Genomic DNA, 22,143 nt, shown 5'->3' with positions numbered 1-22,143 from the left:
GCCGCACCGCTTGCGATCACGGAGGTCTGGACGCCGGTGGCGAGATCGATGGCGTTCAGCGTGTCGGTAACCGTCGCGCCCTGCAGGTAGACAATGGAATTGCCGTTGCCGTCGGTGACGATGTTGTTGCTGACACCGGAACCGGTGGCGACCTGCGCTGCCGCCGGAGGAGCGGCGTTCTTGAAGGTGATGGTCTTGCCGTTGACGTTCAGGGTCGAACCTTCCTGAACCAGTGTGCCAAGCGTCGCAGCAGTGATGGTACGCTGCTTGGTGACAGTCACGTTGCCAGCACCGATCGACGCCGTCAGGCCAAGACCCTTCAGAAGGTCGGCCTTGCCGGTGATGCTGAGATCCGCACCGGTACCGGTCGTCAGGGTGAGAATACCGGAGCCGATGGCGGCGGGAGTGCCCGACGAGGTCGAGAGCGTCGCAGCGCCTGCTGCGTTGATGGTCTTCTTGACGCCGCTGGCGAGATCGATGGCATTCGCCAAATCCTGCACCGTCGCCGTCGGGGTGCCGGTTGTCCCGATGTAGACGGTGGAGTTGCCATTGCCGTCGGTGACGATATTGCCGCTGACGCCGGATCCGGTGGGAACCGCCGCTGCCGCCGGGACCGAGCCCGACTTGAAGGTGATGGTCTTGCCATTGACGGTCACGACGTCACCGTCGGAAGGCGCGCCATTCGCCGCGATGGTTGTGGCACTGGAGGTGCCGGCCAGTGTCAAGCCAAGGGCAAGGCTGGCAGCAGTACCGGCGCCGTCAGCGGCCGCCACGCCAACCAGCGACGCGGAGGTGCCGCCAAGCGTGATCGCGCCAGTGATAGCAGTGGTACCGCCCGCGGTGCCGTTGGTAACGACGTTGCTGACCGCGGTTGCGCTGGTGAAGGAAGTGGTGCCGCGCAGGTCGAGCGCGGTTGCGCCGGAGATCGTCGCAGAGACGTTGGACTTGGTCGAATAACCGACCGTGGTCTGCAGCGCCTGGTTGGCGATCGACTTCGCGGTATCGACCAGCTTCTGCAGCGAGGTGATGCCGGTGTTGGCTGCCTGCAGAACCTGCACGCCGTTGCCGATCCCATCGAGCAAATTGCTGATGTCGCTGGCGCGACCATCGAGCGCCTGGGCAGTGAAGAAGTTGGTGGGATTGTCGAGCGCGGTATTCACTTTCTTGCCGGTCGAGAGGCGGCTCTGCGTGGTAGCAAGCAGATCGGCGGTCGATTGCTGCGAAAGCAAATTCTGGCGAACGGACGACGAGAGAACAATGCCTGACATATTGATGCCCTTCTGGGAGACGCTGATACAACGCCGCAAGTTTTCCTTCGGCGACAGGATCACCCTGTGCCGTTAGGACTACCCGAGAGTTAAATTGGTGCTAGGTACAAATACGCAGAAATGAAAGCAGCCGAGTGAACCGCATGCGGTTCTGCCCTTTCAGCTGCGACCAATGAGTGAGCTCTCGCTGCGCCGCATCGGGCCAACAAACGCCCGATACAAAAAAGCGGCGGGGTTTCCCCGCCGCCTTGAGTTGATGTTTTGAAGCCGGACTTAGCGGAGCAGCTGGAGCACGCTCTGCTGCGAGGTGTTGGCCAGCGCCAGCGCGGATACCGCGATCGACTGGCGGGTCGACAGCGCCTGGCTGTTGGCCGCTTCCTCGTTGGTGTCGGCCAGCGTCAGGTTCGACGAGCCGGTCGACAGCACGTTGATCAGGTTCTTGGCGAAGTCCTGACGGATCTGCACGATCGACAGGTTGGAGCCCAGCGCCGAGGCCTGCGAACGCAGCACGCTGCTGGCGATATTCAGCGAATCCAGCGTGGTGTTGGCCGAGGTGTTGTCGAGGAAATCGACGTTCTTGGTCATGGCGCGAAGGCCGAGGCCGGCCGGCGTCAACGTGGTGCCGGCGATGTTGAGCGTCGACTTGCCGGTCTCGTTGAACACCAGCTTGAGCTGATCGCCAGCCAGCAGGTTGATGCCGTTGAACGAGGCGTCCTGCGAGGTCGTGGTGATCTGGTCGATGATGTTGTTGTACTGCGCAACGAGGTTGGCGCGCGAGGTCTGCGAAGCGTAGTCCGTCACCGGGGTCGTCGCGGTCAAGCCGTTGAACAGCTTGCCGGCGCCGGCCGCCGAACCGCCAACGGTCCCGATCGAGGACGAGGCCGCATCGTTTGAAGTGGTGATGGTCAGAAAGCCGGTGGGATCCAGAACGGCCTGCAGGTTGTTCGGGGCCAGCGCGGCGTTGAGCTGCGCCAGGGTCGAAACCTGTCCTGCGGCGGTACCGAAGGTGATGTTGGAGGCGATGCTGGACGTATTGGTCGCGGTAATCGACAGCGTCAGCGCCGGCGGGCCGCCGAGCGCGGTCGGACCCGGCGTGCGCGTCGCGGTAACGGAGGTACCCAGCCCGAGCGCGGCCAGCGCCGTGGTGTTCGAGCTAACGATCTTGAGGTCGGACGCGGTGCCGGTATGCAACGTGACCTTGCCGCCGGCGACCGCCGAGCCGGTGCCACCCGACAGCGCGTCGATCTTGCCCAGCAGTACGGTGACGGTGTCGCCTATATTGATTTCGTTGGCGCCGGACGCGCCCGAAGCCTTGAAGGTCAGGCTCTGGCCGTTGACGGTGATGGTGTCGTTGGCAGCAAAGCTGGTCGAGAGCGAGTCGGAGTTGGCAGCGCCGGACAGCAAGGTGGCGCCGGTGATGGCAGTGACTACCGTCAGCTTGCTGTTGACCACGGAGCCGTCAAAGGTGTTGTCGACCGGGTTCGAGGCTCCCAGCAAATTGTCGGACGTGGCGCCCGGATTGATCGGCGTCGTAATGGTCGACTTGCTGGAATAGCCGACCGGGATTTGCAGCGCCTGGTTGGCGATCGACTTGGCCGTATCGACCAGCTTCTGCAGCGATGTGATGCCGGTGTTCGCCGCCTGCAGCACCTGGACGCCGTTGCCGATGCCATCGAGCAGGTTGTTGATGTCACCGGAGCGGCTGTCGAGCGCCGCTGCGGTGAAGAAATTCGTGGGATTGTCGAGCGCCGTGTTGACCTTCTTGCCGGTCGATAGCCGGTTCTGAGTGGTCGACAACAGTTCTGCAGTGTTCTGCAACGAGAGCAGATTCTGACGAACGGATGCCGAAAGAACGATGCCTGACATGTTGTAACCTTCCTGATCCTCGCGGCACGTCGACCTTCAGTCGCGCGACGCATGGCAACGCTTCCGGCGAAGGAGATCGCCATAACGAAGCCGGTGATGTTTTAACGCCCTTCTGGAAGAGGGATCTCGACGCACCCGTGCGGGTGTCACCGGATCAAAAACGGCCGATTCTCGGCCTGCCTGCTTCCTGCTTAACCCTACTATGGCGGCGCACCCTTTAATTTATGGTTAACAGGCCATTAAGGCCGCGGAAAAAGTGTCCCAAAACGGAAAAGGCCCGGAAAGCATTGAGCTTTCCGGGCCGAAAGGCCGCTTATTCCGAACGAAAAAGGGCGGCGGGGTTTCCCCCGCCGCCCGGTATTCGTTGGTTGCTTGCGCCGAACTTAGCGGAGCAGCTGGAGAACGCCCTGCTGCGCGGTGTTGGCGAGCGACAGCGCCGAGACGGCGATCGACTGGCGGGTCGACAGCGCCTGGCTGTTGGCCGCTTCCTCGTTCGTGTCAGCGAGCGTCAGGTTCGACGCACCGGTCTGCAGCACGTTGATCAGGCTCTTCGAGAAGTCCTGACGGATCTGCACGACCGACAGGTTCGAACCGAAGCTCGAGGCCTGCGACCGCAGCGTGGTGGAGGCGGTGGTCAGGCTGGCCAGGGTCTTGTTGGCAGCCGCGTTGTCAGCGAAGTCGGTACCAGCCGTCAACTTCGACAGGCCGAGACCGCCGGGACCGAAGCTGACGCCGGAGATGCTGAGCTTGGAAGTGCCGGTTTCGTTGAAGGTCAGCTTCAGGGTGTCGCCATTGAGCAGGTTGACGCCGTTGAAGGACGAATCCTGCGCAGTGGTGGTGATCTGATCGATGACCTGGTTGTACTGGGCGATCAAGCTGGCGCGAGTGGCCTGCGAGGTCGGATCCTTGACGGCGTTGACGACGGACTTGCCGTTGAACGCAACGTTAGCGGTGGTGACAGAGGTACCGCCGACGGTGCCGATGTTGGCCGAAGCCGCATCGTTGGTCGTCGAGACCGAGATCGCACCGGTGGTGTCGATGCTGGCCTGGAGGTTGTTCGCCGCCAGAGCAGTGTTCAGCTGGTCCAGGGTGGAAACCTGGTTGGCTGCGGTGCCGAACGTGATCGACGTGGCGGTGCCGCCGCCGGTAGCGCCGATGGTCAGCGTCTTGCCGCTGAGCGCCGGAGTGGTACCAGCCGCACGAGCCTGAGTAGCGCCCGTGCCCAGACCGAGAGCGGCGAGTGCACCTGCATTTGAGCTTGTGATCGACAGGTCCGAAGTCGTTCCGGTGTGGATCGTCAGCGCGCCAGCAGCTACCGTACCGGCGGTCGACGCACCCGTCAGACCGTCGATCTTGCCCAGCAGGTTGGTGACGGTGTCGGTGATGTTGATTTCGTTGGCGCCGGAAGCACCCGAAGCCTTGAACGTCAGGGTCTGGCCATTGACGGTCAGGGTGTCGTTGGCAGCGAAAGCGGTGGTGAGCGAGTCGGAGTTGGCCGCGCCCGACAGCGTGGTAGCGCCGGTAAGCGTGCCGGGAGTCGTCAGGTTGTTTACCGCAGCGGCACCGGTGAAGGTGGCATCAACCGGAGTGTTGCCGCCCAGCAGGTTGCTGGCAGTAGCACCAGCGTTCGCAGCGGTCGTGATTGACGACTTGGTGTAGCCGACCGTGGTCTGCAGCGCCTGGTTGGCGATCGACTTGGCGGAGTCGACGAGCTTCTGGATCGAGGTGATGCCGGTGTTGGCAGCCTGCAGGATCTGCACGCCGTTGCCGATACCATCGAGCAGGTTGTTGATGTCGCTCGAACGCGAGTTCAGCGACGACGCGGTGAAGAAGTTGGTCGGGTTATCGAGCGCCGAGTTGACCTTGTTACCGGTCGAAAGGCGGTTCTGGGTTTCCGACAGAAGCGATGCAGTGGACTGCAGCGAGAGCAGGTTCTGGCGGACGGCGGACGAGAGTGTGATGCCGGACATGTTTGATACCTTCCTGGTACGTTAAACAGCGATCTTCTTGATCGACTGCTGCAAGATGGACCCCAGACTCTAAAATTCGGTAAAGGGAACCTCGACAATTGATAGCCACCTCAAGGTGTATTCAGGTAGTTTCGCCATCTCGCAAATGCAAAAAACCCGACTCTCGCGAGCCGGGTTTTCTGATCGCTATCAATGGGTTCAGGAGGAAGTCGGTATCTGGACCGGCGACGGCGCCGTGGTACTTGCCGGCGCGGGCGGTTGTGTCAACCGCGCCCGTCTTTAAAGAAACTTAACCAGGCTCATCTGGTACAGTTTCGAAGTCGCTTGATAGGACGCCTGCAACGCAGTCTGCAGCGCCAGGATCTTGGTGGCGACCTCGTCGTCGTTGATGCCCTCGATGGAATCCAGCAGCGTCTGGCTCAGCGCCTTGGTCTGGGTCTGGCGGTCCGTCGCCGCCTTGATCGAGACCGACGCACCGGCGAAATCCGCCTGGATATCCTGGATCGACTGCGTCCCCGCCACCGGTGCCAGGTTCTGCGCCACCCGCTGATTCAGCGCCGCCACCTGGGCATTGGCGTCTTTCGCCACGTTCGGGTTAGCGATGTTGGTGACATCGATCGAGAACGCCGCAAAGACCGCCACAGTCTGCAGCTGCGAGCGCAGCGCCGACTCGTCCGCGCGCGCGCCGTATTGCACGGTGATGGACTGATCGACCTGTGCAACGGCCGAGCCCCGCGCCGAGCCATTGGCCGTCGTGTTGGCTTCACCCTTGTACCAGCTCACCGTGTTAGCCGAACCATCGACCAGCGTGGTCGCGGACGCTCCGCCGGTGCCAACCCGCGTGGGCGGAGAATCGAAGAAATTATTACCCGCCGCGATCGCGGACGCGGCGACCATCGGGCCCCTGGCCAGATTGCCGACCGACGTGGTCAGTGCGGCGTTCAGGTTGGTGGCGGTTGCATCAGAGGTGGCGCCGAGCTCGAAGCTGTTATCGGGCATTGGCGACGTTCCCGCGGCGACCGCGGTCATCTCGATGGTCTCGAGCGTGTTGTCCGGCATCGTGAAGGTGAATTTGACCTTGTCGCCCGGATTGGGGTTCGTGGCGCCGAGATCGACCGAGATCGCGGCCGGCGTCCCGGTCGGCCCGGTGACGGTGGCGCCGGTCAGCGTCGAGCTGACGTTCGTCAATTTCATGCCGAACACCGACGGCGACGCGTCTTCTGCGATCGACACCGCGGTCGAGCCGGCAACCTGGGGCGCAATCGTCAACCGGCCTGTTCCGGTACCGAGATCGGCGACCTTGCGCTGCGCAATGACGGTCTTCAGGCCGTCCTTGATACCGTCGCCATCCATGATCTCGCTGGAAGACGCCACCGGCGCCGTATCGGTCGCGCGGCCGGAGAACAGGTATCGGTCCCCCGACTTGGTGTTGAGCATGTCCACCGAGTCGACGAAGCTGAGCGTTGCGGTCTTCTGCCCCGCGGTCTGGCCGGTATTGTCGAGGGTGGTGCCGGCGCTGACCGCAGCCCCTTTCACCGTCGAACCGATGTCCACGAGCCGTTGCAGCGACAGGTTGGCGATGCCGATGCGGGTGTTGAGGTTCACCGCGGTGTCGGCATAGCCGGCCATCGCGGTGATCTGCGAGCGCAGGGTGATGGCCAGGCTGCGACCGCTGCCCTGCCCCGCATAGGTGCTGGACACCTTGCCGCTCGACAATTGCTGGGTCAGCGTATCGAGCTGGCTGCGCAGGTCGAGAATGCCCGAGCCGATATAGGATGTCCGTCCGCTGACGCCGCTAATGGTCATGACTATTACCTCAGAATGCCTGCATCAGGGTCTTGTACATATCGTTCACCGTCGACATCACGCGCGCATTGGCCGAATAGGCGTTTTGCAGCGACAGCAGATGTGCCATCTCGTCGTCGACATTGACGCCGGAGGTGGCCGACATCTTCTGCTGCAACGTCGCCAGCACGACGTCCTGGCCGCTGGCGAGCTGCTGCGCCGCGGTCGCCTGGGCGCCCTGCGCGCTCGTGAACTGCTGCATGTAGCTCAGCAGCGTGCCCTTGAACGGCGTGCTGGCGCTGCCCACGCCTTCCGAAGGCGTGTACTGGAACGTCGCCTTGGTGAGCTGCGACATGATGAAATCGACGCGCGTGGTGTCGCCGGCGACGGTCGTCGGGCCGAACAGGACGAGCTTCGACGGATCGGCCGTCAGCGCGGTGTTCACCGCCAGACGCCCCGCGAGGCCGGTCATCTGCGAACCCACGCCGGTGATTGCGCCGGTGTAGGCGCTGCCGGTATCGGTGAACAGCGCCAGTTGCGAACTGCCTGACGTCAGCGAGCCCGGCAGCGCCGTGGTGGTCACCGAGGCCGCGTTGAGCGTGGTCATCGTGGGGTTGTTGCTCACCGTCGCCGCGGAGATCGACGAGCCGGTGAAAGTGAGGTTGCCGTTCAACGCGGTGTTGAGCTGCGCGATGATCGAGGCGTCGCTCGCCGAAAAATCGATACCGTACACGACGTCGTTCGGATCGGCCGTCACGTTGTTCGACAACGGCAACGCGCTGGGATCATCGACCCGCATGATCGAGACCTGATGCTGGACGCTGTTCGCATCCGTATAGGTCAGATGCATGATATTGCCGGCTTGCATCCCGGACATATCGAGCGTCGCGGCTTGGGAGCCGGCCGATGGCTGCGTGATCGTGGCCGGCGTCGTCTTGTCGGACAGGGCGCTGGAGATCTGTGCCGCAAACTGGTCGAGCTGGTCCTGCGCCTCGACCAGCGTCTTGTCGCGCAATTCGGTATAGGCGGCGATCTTGCCCGACTTGATCGCGCCGCTGGCGGTGAGGTCGATAGACCCGCCATTGGCGAACGAGACAACGACCGAGCCGAGCTTGCTCTTCGACGGGTCGGCATCCCACTCGGTGTTCGGCGTCACCGTGCCCTGCGCGTTGAACGACAGCGTCGCAGCTTCCTGGCCGACCAGCTGCACGCCGGAGCCGGTGAACACAGTGACCTGGTTGGCGCCGTTGGTGGTGACGCGGATGTCCATCAGGTCGGAAAGCTGCGTGATGTACTGGTCGCGTTGGTCGAGCAGCGCCGCCGTCGACGAATCCGTCGAGGTCCCGCCATTCGGATTGGCCGCCAACTGGTTGTTGATGGTCGCAATCTGCTTCATCAGGCTGTTGGCGGTTTTGACGGAATCGCTGATGCCGTTCTCGGCCGCGCCGCGCAGGCTCTGGATGCCCTGCGTCATCGAATTGAGTTGCTGCGACAGCACCGCTGCCGCATTGACGACGCCGATCCGCGCCGACTGGCTATCGGCGCTGGTCGCCAGCGCCTGCACCGCGGTGGTCAGGCCGGTGAAGGCGGCTTCCAGCGTGCCGGCCGAACCGGGATTGCCGTACATGCCCTGCAGCTGCTGCAGGAAATTCGAGCGCAACGAGGCATAGCCCGCGCCGGAGGTTTCCGTGCGGAGCTGGGCCTGGATGTACTGGTCGAGTTCGCGGTTGACGCCAACGATAGTGACGTTGCTGCCATACGACCCGGAGTTGGACGAGACCTGGTTGACCGTCTTCTTGACGTAGCCAGGCGTCTCCGCATTGGCAACGTTCGACGAGACCAGCGACATCGCAGCCTGGTTCGCACGCAGGCCGGACATTGCAATGGAGAGTGCGTCGTTGAGACTCATGACTGACTACCGCTCTGAAAAATCACCGGCGAACTCCGCGCGGATTAACGCATCACGTTCAGGAGATCCTGCACCATGGTGTTCGCCGTCGTGATCACCTTGGTGTTGGCCGAGTAGGCCTGCTGGGTGACGATCAGCTTGGTGAATTCGTCGGCGATGTCGGTGTTGGACGATTCCAGCGATGCGCCGGAGATGCTGCCGCCCTTGCCGTATAACGGCTCGCCGGATTCGTTGGTGACTTCGAACGCGCCGCCGTCGATGCGCTTGAGGAAGTCGGCGCCGTTGAAGGTCGCGACGCTGACTTCCGCCAGATCGATGTTGCGGCCGTTCGAGTAGCTGCCGACGACGCGGCCTTCGTTGCTGACCGAGACGCTCTGCAACTGGCCGGCGGCGTAGCCGTCCTGTTTCAGCTGGTTGACCTGGGCGTTGCCGTTGGTGTCGGCGAACTGGGTCAGGCCGCCGGTGCCGAATGCCATGGTGACATTGCCCAGGCTGACGCCGCTCACGGTCAGGCCGCTGAGGGTGAGCTGGCCGATCACCGGCTGCATCTGGCCATTGGTACCGAACTTGAAGTCGGTGCCGACGTTCTGCCAGGCCACGGCGGAGCCGGTGGCGGCGGGGTTGGTCTGGTAGAACAGATTCCAGGTGTCGGTCCCGCCCTGCGTCGCCGAAGCCACCTTGGCCCAGCGGAATTGCAGGCTGACCGGCGCGCCGTTGCCGTCATAGGCGGTGGCCGCGCCGCCGCTGATCGATTCATCGAGGAAGGTCTGGTTGTCGCTGCCGATCACGACGCCGGTGCCGGCGGTGCCGCCGCCGGTGCGCAATGCCGTCACCGTGCCGGAGAAGCCGAGCGACGCAAAGCCCGTCGATGACGACGAGGTGAGCGAGAAGTCATTGGTGGTGCCGGTGTTCAGCGTGATGGCGCCGGTGCTCGACACGGACGAGGCCGTCGAAGTGCCGGTGAGGCCGTCGATCGTCGAGAGCAGGCTTCCGACGGTGCTGGCCGGGGCGGAGAGATCGATAAAGGTGGTGTCGGTCACCGGCGCCGGCGCGGCGCCACCGTTATAGAACGAGATCGTCTTCGTTGTCGTGACACCGGCGTTGGTCAGCTTGAGGGTCATCGTATCGCCCGCGATGAAACCGGCCGGAAGCGAATCCGTGCCGGACGCGCTCAGCAGCGCGGTGGCCGACGTAATCGCCACCGCCGGCACCTGGAAGTTGGTCTTCGCATTGCCGATGGTGGTGGTGTTGCCGAACGGCGTCGCCGGCGTACCCAGCGGACGCGGATTGGAGACGAAGTCAGCCGACCGCAGCAATTCTGATCCCGGCACAGCGGTGTTGTGCTTGGTGGTGAGCGGATAGCTGGCGAGATTGGCGCGGTAATCGATCTTGGTGGTCTGCTGGGAGGGCAGGAAGTCGTTCTGGAATCGCAGCACCTGCGGCGTGCTGCCGCTCGGATTGCCGGTCGAAGGATCGATCGGCACGCCTTGCAGGTAGTAGCCGGCGCCGTTGACGAGGTAGCCGTTCTTGTCGAGCGTGAAGTCACCGCGCCGGGTGTATTTGTTGACGCCGTCGAAAATCGGCGTGGAGTCCGAGACGCTGCCCGGCTTCTGCACCGCAAAGAAGCCGTCGCCGTTGATCGCCATGTAGGTCGCCACCGTCGACGAGGTGACCGAACCGGCGATGGTGTTGGTGCTGCGCGATCCCGCGGTGACGCTGCCGGCCAGCTGCGCGCTGTTGCCGGTATCAGGAATGAGATCGAGGAAGCTGGTATCGATCCGCTTGAACGCCGTGGTCTGGGAGTTCGCGATGTTGCCGGAGATGTTTTCCAGCGCGTAGGAGTTTGCGCGCAGGCCCGCGACGGAGGTGGTGAGAGCGCCGAAGATACCCATGACATTGTCTCCAACTTCGATCCGGGCGGCCTGCCGGTTGCCAAATGATGGCCGCATTCGAAGGAGATGTCGCAAGCGTCATGCCAAGATAGAAAACTTCATGTTTTCAATCGGATAAAGAAAAACCCCGGTCAAAAGACCGGGGCACAATTGCCTAGCTGGGAAATTACTGCCGGGATCACACGGCGAATTTGGTCGCGACCGCTCAGCTTGCCGACGGGGTGGCCGGTTTGAAGATCATCGCAAAACCGTCCATGCAGTAACGCAGGCCGGTGGGCTTCGGACCGTCGTCGAAGACGTGGCCCAGATGGCCGCCGCAGCGGCGGCAATGGATCTCGGTGCGCACCATGCCCAGCGTGGAATCCTTGCGCTCGGCCACCCCGTTCGGCAGCGGCTGCCAGAAGCTCGGCCAGCCCGTGCCGCTCTCGAACTTGGTCTCCGAGGCGAACAGCGCATTGTCGCAGCCAGCGCAGGCGAAGGTGCCCTTGCGCTTTTCCTTGTTGAGCGGGCTGGAAAACGGCCGCTCGGTGCCTTCCTTGCGGAGGATGTCATATTGCGCGGGCGTCAGCTGCTTGCGCCATTCCTCGTCGGTCTTCATCACTTCAAATTTTTCATCGGCCGCCTCGGCCGGCGAACCTCGGAGCCATTTGAAAGTCATCAGCGCACCCAATCCGGCTGCAGTGGTCAGGAAAAATCGGCGATCGATCATGATGGTCTCCCTCAGAGGTCGAGACAGTGATCTCGTTCGCCTTCAAATACGGACGAAGCACGGGGAAGTTACACGCTTGCCGGTAGATTTCTCTCACTTTCCTGCGAGAGGTGGATTTACCCGTCAGTCCCCTCATCCGGCGACGGCGACCCGCCAGTGCCGGCCCGCAGATTGGCTTCCGCCAGACGCTGCTCGCGAATCCACTCCCGGGCCTTGGCGCCTTCGCGGTAGCGCGCCAGGGTGCCGGCGAGCGCCGCGCTCTGGCGGTTCCAGATGCCGATGCCGTGACCAGCAATGCGGCCGGTGCGGCCACCGGCCCAGACCAGCTCGAACGGCGAAAACAGCTTCCAGCGATCGTCGCGATCGAGGATCCCCGAGACGATCAACCGACCGGCCATCGCGGTGGTGTTGAGGCCCTGGCGACCGAAGCCGCTGGCAACCCACAGACCGCGGCGCAACTCGCCAATCTGCGGCATGCCGTGCACGGTCTGCCCGACCGCACCGCCAAAGGTCTCGGCGATGGCGACCTTGCCGAGCTGCGGAAACAACGTGCGGATGCGCCGCGCAATGGCCCCGGCAAAACGCTGCGGCCGGGCCTCCCAGGTGGTCTCGGGACCCGACCACATCAAGCGGTCGCCGCCGACGATACGGAACAGGTCGATGCCGTCGGTATCGGTCACCGAGCCCGGGAAGGTGATCGCCTCGGCCAACCGTTCGCCCAGCGGCTCGGTAATCGCCCCGAAGCGCCATACCGGCAGCAAGGTCTGCGACAGCCGCAGTGCGGGTTCGCCGAGATGGATGTTGCCGGCCAGCACGATCTGCGAGGCCCGCAGCCGCGCCGAGGGCGTCACGATGCGCTTGCGGATACCGGCGGCGTCGAAACTGATCACCGGCGTGTCCTCATAGATCCGCACCCCCGCTTGCCGCGCCAGCGCCGCCAGCCCCTGCAGATAGGCCGGGCCGTCAATCTGGAATGCCCGGGGATAATGCACGCCGTGAAAATAGCGTTTGGTCTTGAGCGCGTCGCGGACGCGGTCGATCTGCCAGCCATCGACCTCGGTGTCGAAATCCTCGCCGAGCATCTGCAGCCGCGCGATCAGCCGGTCGCCGACATCGACATTGGAGACCTGCAGCGCGCCATCGCTGCGCGAAAGGCCCGGCATGCGCTCTTCCGTCGCATTGGCGCGAACGGCTTCCGCCCCCTGCTGCGACAGCGCCCATAATTCGCGCGCGTCTTCCAGGCCAACCCGCTCGATCAGATCGGCGAGCGGCAGACCGAAGCCCGGCATCACCGTGCCCATCTGGTTGCCGGAGGCGTTCCAGCCGACATGGCGGCCTTCCAGCACAGCGACGCTGGCGCCGCGTCGCGCCGCTTCCAGCGCCACGCTGAGGCCGGCCAGCCCTGCCCCGACCACGCAGACATCGACGTCCAGGTTGATCGTCAGGCGCGTGCGTTCCGGGCCTGCGGCCTCGGAGCGATTTGTCTCGCTTGCGGAAGCTGGTGTCATGTCGTTTTCTTACGGACCCGCCCGGCGCTTGTCACCTTGTCGTCGGCGCCCATGTCGATTAATCCGCAGACCATACCGGCGCCGCGGCGCCCTCTTGCCCGAATCGAGACCGCACCATGCGTCGCCTCCTGCTGCTGCGTCACGCCAAGACCGAACCGGACGCACCGAGCGGCAGCGATTTCGATCGCCGGCTGGACGACCGCGGCCAGGTCGACGCCGCCGCGATGGGCGCCTGGCTATACCGCCATTCGCCGCTGCCTGACCTCGTCTGCGTCTCCACCGCCGTGCGCGCACGGCAGACCTGGGATCTGGTCGCCGCTGAAATGCCCGACGCCACGCCATTGGTGGCGCATCTCGAGGAGCTGTATGGCTCCGGCCCGGCCGAACTGCTGGCGGTGATCCGCGCCGCGGCCGTCGAGGATCCGAAGCTGCTGATGATCGTCGGCCACAATCCCGGCTTGCACGAGATCGCGCTCAGCCTGATTGACGGCGGCGACGCCGACGGCCGGAAGGCGATCGCCGGCAATCTGCCGACAGGTGGCATCGTCGTCATCGACTTCGCCATCGAGGACTGGAACGACACAGCCTTCCGCGGCGGCCATCTCGTACAGTTCGTCAGCCCTAAGCTGCTAAAGAGCGAATAGTCGCACGCGGCCAGCCGCGATTGTGCTACACTCCGGCGTGATGGAGGCGCCTATGTACAATTCCATTCTCGTTCCGGTGGATCTCTCCGAGATCGACCTCGCCAAGCCCGCAATTGCCCAGGCGGCGACGCTGTCGCAGACCTTCGGCGGCACGGTGCGGCTGCTCAACGTGCTGCCGATGACGCCGGTGATGCTGGCGGAATATGTCCCGGCGGATTTCGACTCCCAGCAGCGGGTGGCGTCGGAGGAAGCGCTGGCGCTGGTTGCGCTAAACTGCGGCATCGATCACGCTAGGATCTCCAGCGTGGTCCGGCAGGGCGGCATCTATCACGAAATTCTCGAGGAGGCGGCGGCGATCAAGGCCGACCTGATCGTGATGACCTCGCACCGCCCGGCGATGCGCACCTATTTCCTCGGCTCCAACGCCGGCCACGTCGTGCGCTACGCCAAATGCGCAGTGCTGGTGGTGCGGCCGACGGCGAACCGCTGACGGTTGCAGCCGCGCATCGCGAAGGCATATCGGCAGGCGTCCCTCTTCCCGCCCGACGAAGCGAAGCTTCGCCGGGCGGGAAGAGGGACGCACGCTGATGCTCTAGCCCCATACTTCTTTCGCTACATCGACGGCGAGCGTCAGCTTGGCCCACTGTTCGTCTTCGCTGAGGATGTTGCCTTCCTCGGTGGAGGCAAAGCCACATTGCGGCGACACCGCGAGTTGCTCCAGCGGCGCGAATTTCGCCGCTTCCATCAGACGCGCCTTGATGTCTTCCTTTTTCTCGATCTCGCCGAACTTCGAAGTGATGACGCCGACCACCACGACCTTGTTGCCCTTGGGCAGGAAACGCAGCGGCTCGAAGCCGCCGGCGCGGTCTGAATCATATTCCAGGAAGTAGCCGTCGTAATTCGTGCCGGCCAGCAGCGTCTCCGCGACCGGCTCGTAGCCGCCCGAAGAAATCCACGTCGAGCGGAAGTTGCCGCGGCAGACATGCGTGGTGATCACCATGTCGGCGGGCCGTTCGGCGATCGCGTAGTTGATGATGCGCGCATAGATCTGCTGCAGGCCGTCGGCTTCCTCGCCGCGGGCGCGGATCTTGGCCAGTTCGTCCTCGGAGCACAGATAGGCCCAGACGGTGTCGTCAAGCTGCAAATAACGACAGCCGGCGTCATAGAACGCCTTCACGGCCTTGCGGTAGGTTTTCGCGAGATCCTCGAAGAACACGTCGAGATCGGGATAGACGTCTTTCGAGATCGCCTTGCGGCCGCCGCGGAAATGCAGCACGGACGGCGACGGGATCGTCATCTTGGCAGTCACGCCGGCGATGTCGGCCTGGCGCTTCAGGAAGCGGAAGTGCTCGAGCATCGGATGGTCGTCGGGGAAATCCAGCTTGCCGATCACACGCACCGAATCGTGACGGGTCTCGACGCCGGCGAACTGGATGCCGGTGTCGGGGTGATACATTTCGCAGCCGGTCAGCTTGGCAAGGAAGTCGAAGTGCCACCACGAGCGGCGGAATTCGCCATCGGTGGCGAGCTTGAGGCCGATCGCGGCCTGTTTGTGCACGACCTTCTCGATCTCGCTGTCCTCGATCTTGCGCAGATCGTCGGCGGTGATTTCGCCTTTTTCCAGCCTGGCGCGGGCGTCCTTGATCTTCTGCGGGCGCAGCAGGCTGCCGACTTCGTCGGCGCGGAACGGGGCGGTAGTTCTCATCATGGTCTCACTCCACTGTGATGGCCCCGGCCGGTTCAGCCGGCCAGATGCTTGGTTTTTTCGCTGGCCGCACCCGCCACACCGAGAAAACGCTCCAGCACCGTTGGATCGGCCTTCAGCGCAGCACTCGGCGCGTCATGCACGATGCCGCCGCGTTCCAGTATCACGACCCGGTCGGCAAGCCCGAGGATTTTTTGCGCGTTCTGCTCGACGATGATCGAGCAAATGCCGCCGGCACGGGTGATCTTGCCCAAAGCCGCCAGCAGTTCCTCAACGATAATCGGCGCCAGCCCTTCGGTCGGCTCGTCGAGCAGCAGCACCTGCGGGTTGAGCACCAGCGCGCGACCGACCGCCAGCATCTGCTGTTCGCCGCCAGACAGCTGGTTGCCGAAATTCGCCTTGCGCTCCTCGAGACGCGGAAACATCTCGTAGACCTTCCGCACCGTCCACTCGCCGGGCTGCGCGACCGCGGTCATGTTTTCTTCCACCGTCAGCGATCGGAAGATGTTGCGTTCCTGCGGCACCCAGCCGATGCCGACGCGGGCGCGCTGATCGGCGCGCAAGGTGGTAATGTCCTTGCCGCCGAGCGACAGCGTGCCGCTGAAACGCTTGGTGACGCCGACAATGGAATTGATCAGCGTGGTTTTGCCGGTGCCGTTGCGCCCGAGCAGCGCCAGCACCTGGCCCTCGCCGAGACTCAGCGTCATTTTCGGAATCACCACGGCCTGGCCGTAGCCGGCGCAGAGCTGGTCGATGGCGAGAAGATCAGACATCAGCACCCTCGCCCAGATAAACCGCCTTGACGCGCGGGTCGCGCGCGACCTCGTCCGGCGGGCCTTCCACCAGCATCGCTCCGGCGACCAGCACCGAGATGCGGTCCGCGAAAGAGAATACCAGATCCATATCGTGCTCGATCAGCAGCACCGTGACATCGCGCGGCAGGCTGGCCACCGCGGAGAGGATGTCATGGCGCTCGCTTTCCGGCACGCCGGCTGCGGGCTCGTCGAGCAGCAACACGCGCGGCTTGGTGGCGATGGCCACCGCAATTTCGAGCAGTCGCTGCTTGCCGTAGGGCAGCGTCGCGGTCGGTTCGTTCATGACGTCGAGCAGGTGGAAGCGCTCGAGGTTTTCCGCGATCTCGTCGTTGATGTCGGGGCGCGTGCCCATCCGCCGCCACCAGTCGCTGCCGTGGCCGAGATGTTCGGACGCAGCCAGACCGATGGTCTCCAGCGGCGTCAGATCGGCATAAAGCTGGTTGATCTGGAAGGTGCGCGACAGCCCCCGCAGCACGCGCTTGTGCACCGGCAGGCCGGTGATGTCCTGGCCTTCCAGGAGGATGCGGCCGGAATTCGGCGTCAGCACGCCGGTCAATAGGTTGATCACCGTGGTCTTGCCGGCGCCGTTCGGGCCGATCAGCGCGTGGCGCGCACCGGCCTCGATCTTCAGCGAGAGGTCGCGGGTAACCGCGAGGCCGCCGAACTTCTTTTCCAGATGGACGGTTTCCAGTGCAATGGTCATGACGCATCCCCCTCGGGCGACAGCACGGGGGTCTTGGCGCCGAACTTGCGCAGGATCAGCAGCGGCAGATACATCGCCCAGCGATGCATGCGCTCACGGCCGATCAACACGATCACCACCAGCACCAACCCGATCCAGAACTGCCAGTATTGTGGCGTCAGAATCGAGAACATCTCCTGCAGCAGCTTGAAGATCACCGCGCCGATCAGGCCGCCATAGAGATAGCCGGTGCCGCCGATCACCAGCACCAGCATCAGGTCGGCGGAGCGCTCGAAGGCAAAGCCGTCCAATGACGCCAGCGCCGTGGTCTGCGTCGACAGCGCCCCGGCGACGCCAGCGTAGAAGGCGGCAATGGTGTAGATCGCGATCAGCCGGCGATTGACCGGGATGCCGATCGCAGAAGCACGCAGCGGATTGTTGCGGATGGCGCGCAACGACAGGCCGAACGGCGAATGCACGATCCGGCGCGCCAGCAGGAACAGGACGAACAGCACGACGAGGCAATAGATGAAGCCGACCTTGCCGAAAATATCGAACGAATACAGGCCGAGGATCGGTGCCATCTCGATACCCTGCAACCCGTCGGAGCCACCGGTGAGGCCGGAGAAGCGGTTGGCGAGTTCGCGCAGCAACAGCGCGATCGCCAGCGTCACCATCAGCCGCGTCAGGTCCGCGCCACGCATCACCAGGAAACTGGTGACAAAGCCAAGCGCCATCGCCGCCAGACCCGCGACCAACAGCGCCAGCACCGGCTCATCGACGATGTGGTGCAGCGCCAGCAGCCCCGCGGCATAGCCGCCAAAGCCGAAGAACGCGGCATGTCCCAGCGACACGATGCCGGCATAACCAAGGATAAGATCCAGCGAAATCGCAAACAAAGCGAGCCACGCGATCTCGGTGAGGATCAGATAGCGGTTCGGAAACAGGAACACGCAAGCCACGGCGAGCAGCCAGAACACGGCCTCAGGCCAGCGCCAGCGACTGCGATGCATGGCGTGAACGCCAATCCGGGAGCGAAGCATTTCGGAGACAGTCATGGCGTCCTCACCGTGCCGCGTTACGGCCGAACAGGCCGTTTGGACGCCAGATCAGGATCACGATCATCATGGTGTAGATCACGAAGGCACCAAGCTTGGGAACGTAGTACTTGCCGGCGACGTCGCCGATCCCCAGCAGCAGTGATGCCAGAAACGGCCCGGTGATGCTGGAGGAGCCGCCGACGGTAACGACGATCAGGAAGTAGATCATGAATTTCAGCGGGAAGTACGGATCGAGGCCGAGGATTTCAGCGCCGAGCGCGCCACCAAGCCCCGCCAACCCGCAGCCGAACGCAAAGGTCAGCGCGAACACCTGCGGCACGTTGATGCCGAGGCCGGAGGCGGCGCGCGGATCGTCCACCGCGGCGCGCAAGCGGCTGCCGAACCGGGTCTTCGACAGGATCATCTGCAACGCCACCGTCAACAGACCGCAGATCACGATGATCATCAGGCGGTAACGGCCGACGCCGAGGCCGAAAATATCGATCTGCCCCTGCAGATAGTCTGGCAGATGGATAAAGGTCTGCGACGATCCCATGAAGTAATCGACCGCGGTCACCGACATGAAGACGAGACCGATGGTGAACAGCACCTGGTCGAGATGGCTGCGGGTGTAGAGATGCCGGTACAGCGTACGCTCCAGCAGCGCGCCGACCGCGGCGCTCACCAGAAAGGCGATCGGCAGCGCCGCGAAAAACGGCAGGCCGGATCGGTTGACCAGGATGGCACAGACATAGCCGCCGGCCATCGCAAAGGCGCCGTGTGCCAGGTTCACGAAGTTCATCAGTCCCAGCGTCACAGCCAGGCCGCAGGCCAGCACGAACAGCAGCATGCCGTAGGCGACGCCGTCGAACAGGATGGTGAGAAGGGTCATGTAGTTAGTGCGCTTTCTTCTCCCCTCCCCCCGCGCGAAGCGAAGCTTCGCCAGGCGGGGAAGGGTCGGGGGTGGGCGTGCCACAAGCTCCGGAGCCCGTGGCTACCTTACCCCGGCCTCCACTCCAAACGCTGCTATCGCAGCGTTCTCCGTTCGGCCGCCCCTCCCCGCAAGGGGGAGGGAGACCATTGCCGACAATGCTCGACCGCAGTTACTTCTTGGTCTTGCCGGCGTCCTTGACGGCTTCAAAGGTGGCGAATTCGACGTTGTAGAGTTCGCCGTCCACCTTCTCGACCTTGCGGATATAGACATTCTGCACGATGTCGCGGGTTTCCGGGTCGATCGAGATCGGGCCGCGCGGGCTCTCCCAGGCCAGACCCTTCATCGCCGCGATCAGCGAGTCGCCGTCCGCCTTGCCGCCGGTCTTCTTCAGCGCTTCGTAGATCAGGTGGATGCCGTCATAGCCGCCGACCGCCATGAAGCCCGGACGGACGCCATAGGCTTTCTTGTAAGCAGCGACGAATTCCTTGTTCATCGCCGAAGGATGCGCCGCGGAGTAGATGTGCGCGGTGACGGTGCCGAGCACGGCATCGCCCATGCCGTTGAGCAGATCGTCATCGGTCACGTCGCCGGGTCCGATCACCTTGATGCCGGACTTGTCGAGACCGCGCTCAGCATACTGCTTCATGAAGTTGCCGCCCTGACCGGCCGGCACGAACACGAACACCGCGTCCGGCTTGGAATCCTTCATGCGCTGCAGGAACGGCGCGAAGTCGGGGTTGGCCAAGGGCACCTTGACCTCTTCGACAATCTGCCCGCCGCCGGCAATGAAGTGCTCCTTGAAGAACTGCAGCGCGTCGTTGCCCGGCGCGTAGTCCGAAGTGAGCGTCGCCACCTTCTTGATGCCGTTCTTCGCCGCCCAGTCGCCGATGATGGTGGAGGACTGCGCCAGCGTGAACGAGGTGCGTACGATATAGGGCGAGCGCTCGGTGATGATCGAGGTGCCGGCGGCCATCACGACCTGCGGAACCTTGGCCTGGGTCGCCAGCGGCGCGGCTGCCAGCGCCGAGGGCGTCACGCCGAAGCCGGCGATGACGTTGACCTTGTCGTTGACGATCAGTTCCTGCGCCATCCGCTTGGTATTGTCGGGCAGCGTGGCGTCGTCGCGCAGAATGATCTCGATCTTCTTGCCGGCGACGGTGTCGCCGTTCTTCTGCATGTACAGCTTGATGGCATTGTTGATCTGCTGGCCGGTCGAGGCCTGGCCGCCGGTCATCGGCACGATCAGACCGATCTTGACGGTCTCCTGCGCGTGCGCCGCCGTAACCGCGGTTGCCAGCGCAACGCCGGCCACTGCCGAAAGCATCATACTAGTCCTGGACATCTTGGCTCTCCCCTTGGTCGTTTGGTCGCCGTGCCGCGTTTTCCGGCTCTTGCTAGCGAACTCTAGAAATTCCATCATCACATCGTGACGTAACATCACGTCTCAGGTGCGCGGGCCGGCGTCAATCGCAACTTTGGGACCCGTCCCGCGACAAATCCTCCGAGCCACCTGCCTCAAGTCATCGCTACTGATCCCCGTGAAGCAGCAGCAATTTCTCTGGGTAATTTTATACCACAAAAATCTCGATCGACCTCAACTACGTTTTTCCGACGGGCCTGCAAATTTCGTTTCGCCGCTATGGCGCAACGCCGTCACCATCGGACTTTTTCGCGGACTTCCTAGCCCGTCAGCTATCGCAATCGCGATATATGAAACAAATGATTGTTTTTGCACAATAGAACGCTGCCGTGCATATGTCCGCCGAGCGACCTTCCGGTCGTTGCGCGGCGCTGCAATAAAGCCCTGCAAGGTTTTTCTGATCTGCTATAAAAGCACGCTTAAGTTGAGCAATGATGTGCCATGCCCCTGTTTCACCGTGCCGCCGTCCTGATCGCCCTCGTCCTGATGAGCTTCAGTCTTGCCGGCTGCGGTTCGATCAGTTCGTTTCTGGCCGGCGGCATGGCGGACCTCATTCCGGCATGGGCCGGCGGCCTGCCGCCCGATGCGCCGCCGCGACCGGGCACGCCGCAATACGACGCCCTGATCAAACAGCGCGAAGAAAAGATGGTGGTGCCGGCGGCGAAGCCCGGGCCTGATCCCGCCACCTCGCCATCGGCCAGTGTCATTCGCTGATCAGTTGACGAACACCACGGTCTTTTTGCCGTTGAGGATGACGCGATCCTCAAGGTGATAGCGCACGGCGCGTGCCAGCACGCGGCGTTCGATGTCGCGGCCCTTGCGAACCAGATCTTCCGGCGTGTCCCTGTGGCTGATGCGCTCGACGTCCTGATCGATGATCGGACCTTCGTCGAGATCGCTGGTGACGTAGTGACCGGTTGCCCCGATCAGCTTGACGCCGCGCGCATGGGCCTGGTGATAGGGTCGTGCGCCCTTGAAGCCCGGCAGGAACGAGTGGTGGATATTGATGCAGCGGCCAGACAGCTTCTTGGTCATCTCGTCCGACAGGATCTGCATGTAGCGCGCCAGCACCACCAGATCGGTCTGGGTCGATTGCACCAGGTCCCAGATCGCCAGTTCCTGCTCGCGCTTGGTTTCCTTGGTGATCGGCATGTAGTGGAACGGGATGTCGCCGAAATCGAGGTCCTTGTAGGTCTCGCGCGGATGGTTGGAGACGATCGCGGTCGGGATCATTTCCAGGTCGCCGGTGCGCCAGCGATACAGGATATCGACCAGGCAATGGTCGGATTGCGACACCATCAACATTACCCGGCGGCGGGTTTCCTGGTCGCGCATCTGCCAGTCCATCTTGAAGCGTTCGGCGATGGCGCCGAAACCGGTCTGCAGCGCCGGCAGGTCGACATTGACGTCGGCGGCGTTGAACACCACGCGCATGAAGAAATGACCGGTCTCGACGTCGTTGAACTGCTGGGCGTCGAGGATGTTCTGCCCATTATGGGCGAGGAAGGTCGAGACCGCCGACACGATGCCGGGGCGATCCGGGCAGGACAGCGTCAACACGAATTGATGATCGGGCATGGAGCGGACTTGCTGTAATTTGAGTGCGGATGGAACGCGATTTTCGGCCCTGCTCTATCACCCGCGATGCCCTTGCGCCAATCCCGGTCCAGGCATCACAATGAACAAACAATAAGCTATCTGCGTTAGAGCAACACCATGGCTGAGCGACTGAACGGCTACCGCATCCTGATCCTGGAAACCCGCGAGGAAGCGCAATTTTCCCGCCTGCTCACCGAGCAGGGGGCGGATGTGCTGCAATGCCCGATGTTCACCATCCACGATGCGCCCGACCCGGCGCCGATCGAGGCCTGGATTCGCCGCTTCGTCGAAAAACCCTGCGACGATCTGGTGCTGATGACCGGCGAAGGGCTGCGGCGCCTGATGAAGGTGGCGCGGCGGATCGAGCTCGATCAGGCCTTTGTCGCAGCCCTCGGAG

The 22,143-nt window shown here is 63.4% G+C and carries 18 protein-coding genes and 1 pseudogene; 4 read left to right on the top strand and 15 right to left on the bottom strand.

Going from position 1 to position 22,143, the window contains the following annotated elements; translation table 11 throughout:
• The 8 genes from JWQ24_RS06835 to JWQ24_RS06800 all read right to left on the bottom strand — a co-directional run.
• Positions 1–1,268: DUF1522 domain-containing protein (locus JWQ24_RS06835; RefSeq protein ID WP_299805979.1), on the bottom strand; the 1,268-nt coding region annotated here is incomplete at its 3' end.
• 273 nt (positions 1,269–1,541) lie between these two features.
• Positions 1,542–3,134 (bottom strand): flagellin, encoded by a 1,593-nt coding sequence (locus JWQ24_RS06830; RefSeq protein WP_299805977.1) that lies wholly within the window; start codon positions 3,132–3,134, stop codon positions 1,542–1,544.
• A 383-nt stretch (positions 3,135–3,517) separates the two neighbouring features.
• The gene (locus JWQ24_RS06825; RefSeq protein ID WP_299805975.1) at positions 3,518–5,104 is read right to left on the bottom strand and encodes a flagellin; all 1,587 of its coding nucleotides are present in this window, start codon (positions 5,102–5,104) and stop codon (positions 3,518–3,520) included.
• Positions 5,105–5,383: 279 nt separating this feature from the next.
• Complete coding sequence (locus tag JWQ24_RS06820; protein ID WP_299805973.1) at positions 5,384–6,910, bottom strand: flagellar biosynthesis protein FlgL; 1,527 nt, start codon at positions 6,908–6,910, stop codon at positions 5,384–5,386.
• A 10-nt stretch (positions 6,911–6,920) separates the two neighbouring features.
• Positions 6,921–8,798, bottom strand: coding sequence for a flagellar hook-associated protein FlgK (gene flgK / locus JWQ24_RS06815; RefSeq protein ID WP_299805971.1), 1,878 nt, complete (start codon positions 8,796–8,798; stop codon positions 6,921–6,923).
• Between the two features lie 44 nt (positions 8,799–8,842).
• Positions 8,843–10,690, bottom strand: coding sequence for a flagellar hook-basal body complex protein (locus JWQ24_RS06810; RefSeq protein ID WP_299805969.1), 1,848 nt, complete (start codon positions 10,688–10,690; stop codon positions 8,843–8,845).
• Between the two features lie 205 nt (positions 10,691–10,895).
• Complete coding sequence (gene msrB, locus JWQ24_RS06805) at positions 10,896–11,399, bottom strand: peptide-methionine (R)-S-oxide reductase MsrB (protein WP_299805967.1); 504 nt, start codon at positions 11,397–11,399, stop codon at positions 10,896–10,898.
• A gap of 116 nt (positions 11,400–11,515) precedes the next feature.
• Positions 11,516–12,907, bottom strand: a complete 1,392-nt coding sequence (locus JWQ24_RS06800; RefSeq protein WP_299805965.1) for an FAD-binding oxidoreductase — start codon at positions 12,905–12,907, stop codon at positions 11,516–11,518.
• Between the two features lie 116 nt (positions 12,908–13,023).
• On the opposite strand from JWQ24_RS06800, the gene JWQ24_RS06795 reads away from it, so the two are divergent.
• Entirely contained in the window at positions 13,024–13,551 is a 528-nt protein-coding gene (locus JWQ24_RS06795; RefSeq protein ID WP_299805963.1) for a histidine phosphatase family protein, read from the top strand.
• A 52-nt stretch (positions 13,552–13,603) separates the two neighbouring features.
• Complete coding sequence (locus JWQ24_RS06790) at positions 13,604–14,041, top strand: universal stress protein (protein WP_299805961.1); 438 nt, start codon at positions 13,604–13,606, stop codon at positions 14,039–14,041.
• Between the two features lie 102 nt (positions 14,042–14,143).
• On the opposite strand, the gene JWQ24_RS06785 is transcribed toward JWQ24_RS06790, so the two are convergent.
• From JWQ24_RS06785 to JWQ24_RS06760, 6 genes are all read right to left on the bottom strand, one after another.
• On the bottom strand, positions 14,144–15,259 hold the full coding sequence (locus JWQ24_RS06785; protein WP_299805959.1) for a cobalamin-independent methionine synthase II family protein: 1,116 nt from the start codon (positions 15,257–15,259) through the stop codon (positions 14,144–14,146).
• Positions 15,260–15,291: 32 nt separating this feature from the next.
• Positions 15,292–16,029: an ABC transporter ATP-binding protein gene (locus JWQ24_RS06780; RefSeq protein WP_299805957.1), complete on the bottom strand. Its 738-nt coding sequence runs from the start codon at positions 16,027–16,029 to the stop codon at positions 15,292–15,294.
• A complete protein-coding gene (locus tag JWQ24_RS06775) occupies positions 16,022–16,774 on the bottom strand; it encodes an ABC transporter ATP-binding protein (protein ID WP_299805956.1) in 753 nt (250 codons plus the stop codon). The genes JWQ24_RS06780 and JWQ24_RS06775 overlap by 8 nt, the downstream gene beginning before the upstream one ends.
• A complete protein-coding gene (locus tag JWQ24_RS06770) occupies positions 16,771–17,811 on the bottom strand; it encodes a branched-chain amino acid ABC transporter permease (protein WP_299805955.1) in 1,041 nt (346 codons plus the stop codon). The genes JWQ24_RS06775 and JWQ24_RS06770 overlap by 4 nt, the downstream gene beginning before the upstream one ends.
• A 7-nt stretch (positions 17,812–17,818) precedes the next feature.
• Complete coding sequence (locus tag JWQ24_RS06765) at positions 17,819–18,685, bottom strand: branched-chain amino acid ABC transporter permease (protein ID WP_299805954.1); 867 nt, start codon at positions 18,683–18,685, stop codon at positions 17,819–17,821.
• Between the two features lie 211 nt (positions 18,686–18,896).
• Positions 18,897–20,054 (bottom strand): ABC transporter substrate-binding protein, encoded by a 1,158-nt coding sequence (locus JWQ24_RS06760; protein ID WP_299805981.1) that lies wholly within the window; start codon positions 20,052–20,054, stop codon positions 18,897–18,899.
• Between the two features lie 534 nt (positions 20,055–20,588).
• Here JWQ24_RS06760 and JWQ24_RS06755 point away from each other — a divergent pair.
• On the top strand, positions 20,589–20,861 hold the full coding sequence (locus tag JWQ24_RS06755) for a hypothetical protein (RefSeq protein ID WP_299805952.1): 273 nt from the start codon (positions 20,589–20,591) through the stop codon (positions 20,859–20,861).
• On the opposite strand, the gene purU is transcribed toward JWQ24_RS06755, so the two are convergent.
• Entirely contained in the window at positions 20,862–21,725 is an 864-nt protein-coding gene (purU, locus tag JWQ24_RS06750) for a formyltetrahydrofolate deformylase (protein WP_299805950.1), read from the bottom strand.
• Positions 21,726–21,863: 138 nt separating this feature from the next.
• Between purU and JWQ24_RS06745 the strand changes: the two are divergent.
• A pseudogene (locus JWQ24_RS06745) lies at positions 21,864–22,143 on the top strand (uroporphyrinogen-III synthase); the annotation flags it as partial.

Origin of the sequence: Tardiphaga sp. (assembly GCF_028290495.1) — a bacterium.
Lineage (GTDB): Bacteria > Pseudomonadota > Alphaproteobacteria > Rhizobiales > Xanthobacteraceae > Tardiphaga.
The sequence above is the reverse complement of the archived record's forward strand: the minus strand, read 5'-3'. Positions and strand labels throughout refer to the sequence as shown.

What these genes read in the sequence shown, in the direction of transcription:
- JWQ24_RS06830 (WP_299805977.1), bottom strand. Translation starts at nt 3,134, where the DNA reads ATGTCAGGCATCGTTCTTTCGGCATCCGTTCGTCAGAATCTGCTCTCG.
- JWQ24_RS06825 (WP_299805975.1), bottom strand. Translation starts at nt 5,104, where the DNA reads ATGTCCGGCATCACACTCTCGTCCGCCGTCCGCCAGAACCTGCTCTCG.
- JWQ24_RS06820 (WP_299805973.1), bottom strand. Translation starts at nt 6,910, where the DNA reads ATGACCATTAGCGGCGTCAGCGGACGGACATCCTATATCGGCTCGGGC.
- flgK (WP_299805971.1), bottom strand. Translation starts at nt 8,798, where the DNA reads ATGAGTCTCAACGACGCACTCTCCATTGCAATGTCCGGCCTGCGTGCG.
- JWQ24_RS06810 (WP_299805969.1), bottom strand. Translation starts at nt 10,690, where the DNA reads ATGGGTATCTTCGGCGCTCTCACCACCTCCGTCGCGGGCCTGCGCGCA.
- msrB (WP_299805967.1), bottom strand. Translation starts at nt 11,399, where the DNA reads ATGATCGATCGCCGATTTTTCCTGACCACTGCAGCCGGATTGGGTGCG.
- JWQ24_RS06800 (WP_299805965.1), bottom strand. Translation starts at nt 12,907, where the DNA reads ATGACACCAGCTTCCGCAAGCGAGACAAATCGCTCCGAGGCCGCAGGC.
- JWQ24_RS06795 (WP_299805963.1), top strand. Translation starts at nt 13,024, where the DNA reads ATGCGTCGCCTCCTGCTGCTGCGTCACGCCAAGACCGAACCGGACGCA.
- JWQ24_RS06790 (WP_299805961.1), top strand. Translation starts at nt 13,604, where the DNA reads ATGTACAATTCCATTCTCGTTCCGGTGGATCTCTCCGAGATCGACCTC.
- JWQ24_RS06785 (WP_299805959.1), bottom strand. Translation starts at nt 15,259, where the DNA reads ATGATGAGAACTACCGCCCCGTTCCGCGCCGACGAAGTCGGCAGCCTG.
- JWQ24_RS06780 (WP_299805957.1), bottom strand. Translation starts at nt 16,029, where the DNA reads ATGTCTGATCTTCTCGCCATCGACCAGCTCTGCGCCGGCTACGGCCAG.
- JWQ24_RS06775 (WP_299805956.1), bottom strand. Translation starts at nt 16,774, where the DNA reads ATGACCATTGCACTGGAAACCGTCCATCTGGAAAAGAAGTTCGGCGGC.
- JWQ24_RS06770 (WP_299805955.1), bottom strand. Translation starts at nt 17,811, where the DNA reads ATGACTGTCTCCGAAATGCTTCGCTCCCGGATTGGCGTTCACGCCATG.
- JWQ24_RS06765 (WP_299805954.1), bottom strand. Translation starts at nt 18,685, where the DNA reads ATGACCCTTCTCACCATCCTGTTCGACGGCGTCGCCTACGGCATGCTG.
- JWQ24_RS06760 (WP_299805981.1), bottom strand. Translation starts at nt 20,054, where the DNA reads ATGATGCTTTCGGCAGTGGCCGGCGTTGCGCTGGCAACCGCGGTTACG.
- JWQ24_RS06755 (WP_299805952.1), top strand. Translation starts at nt 20,589, where the DNA reads ATGCCCCTGTTTCACCGTGCCGCCGTCCTGATCGCCCTCGTCCTGATG.
- purU (WP_299805950.1), bottom strand. Translation starts at nt 21,725, where the DNA reads ATGCCCGATCATCAATTCGTGTTGACGCTGTCCTGCCCGGATCGCCCC.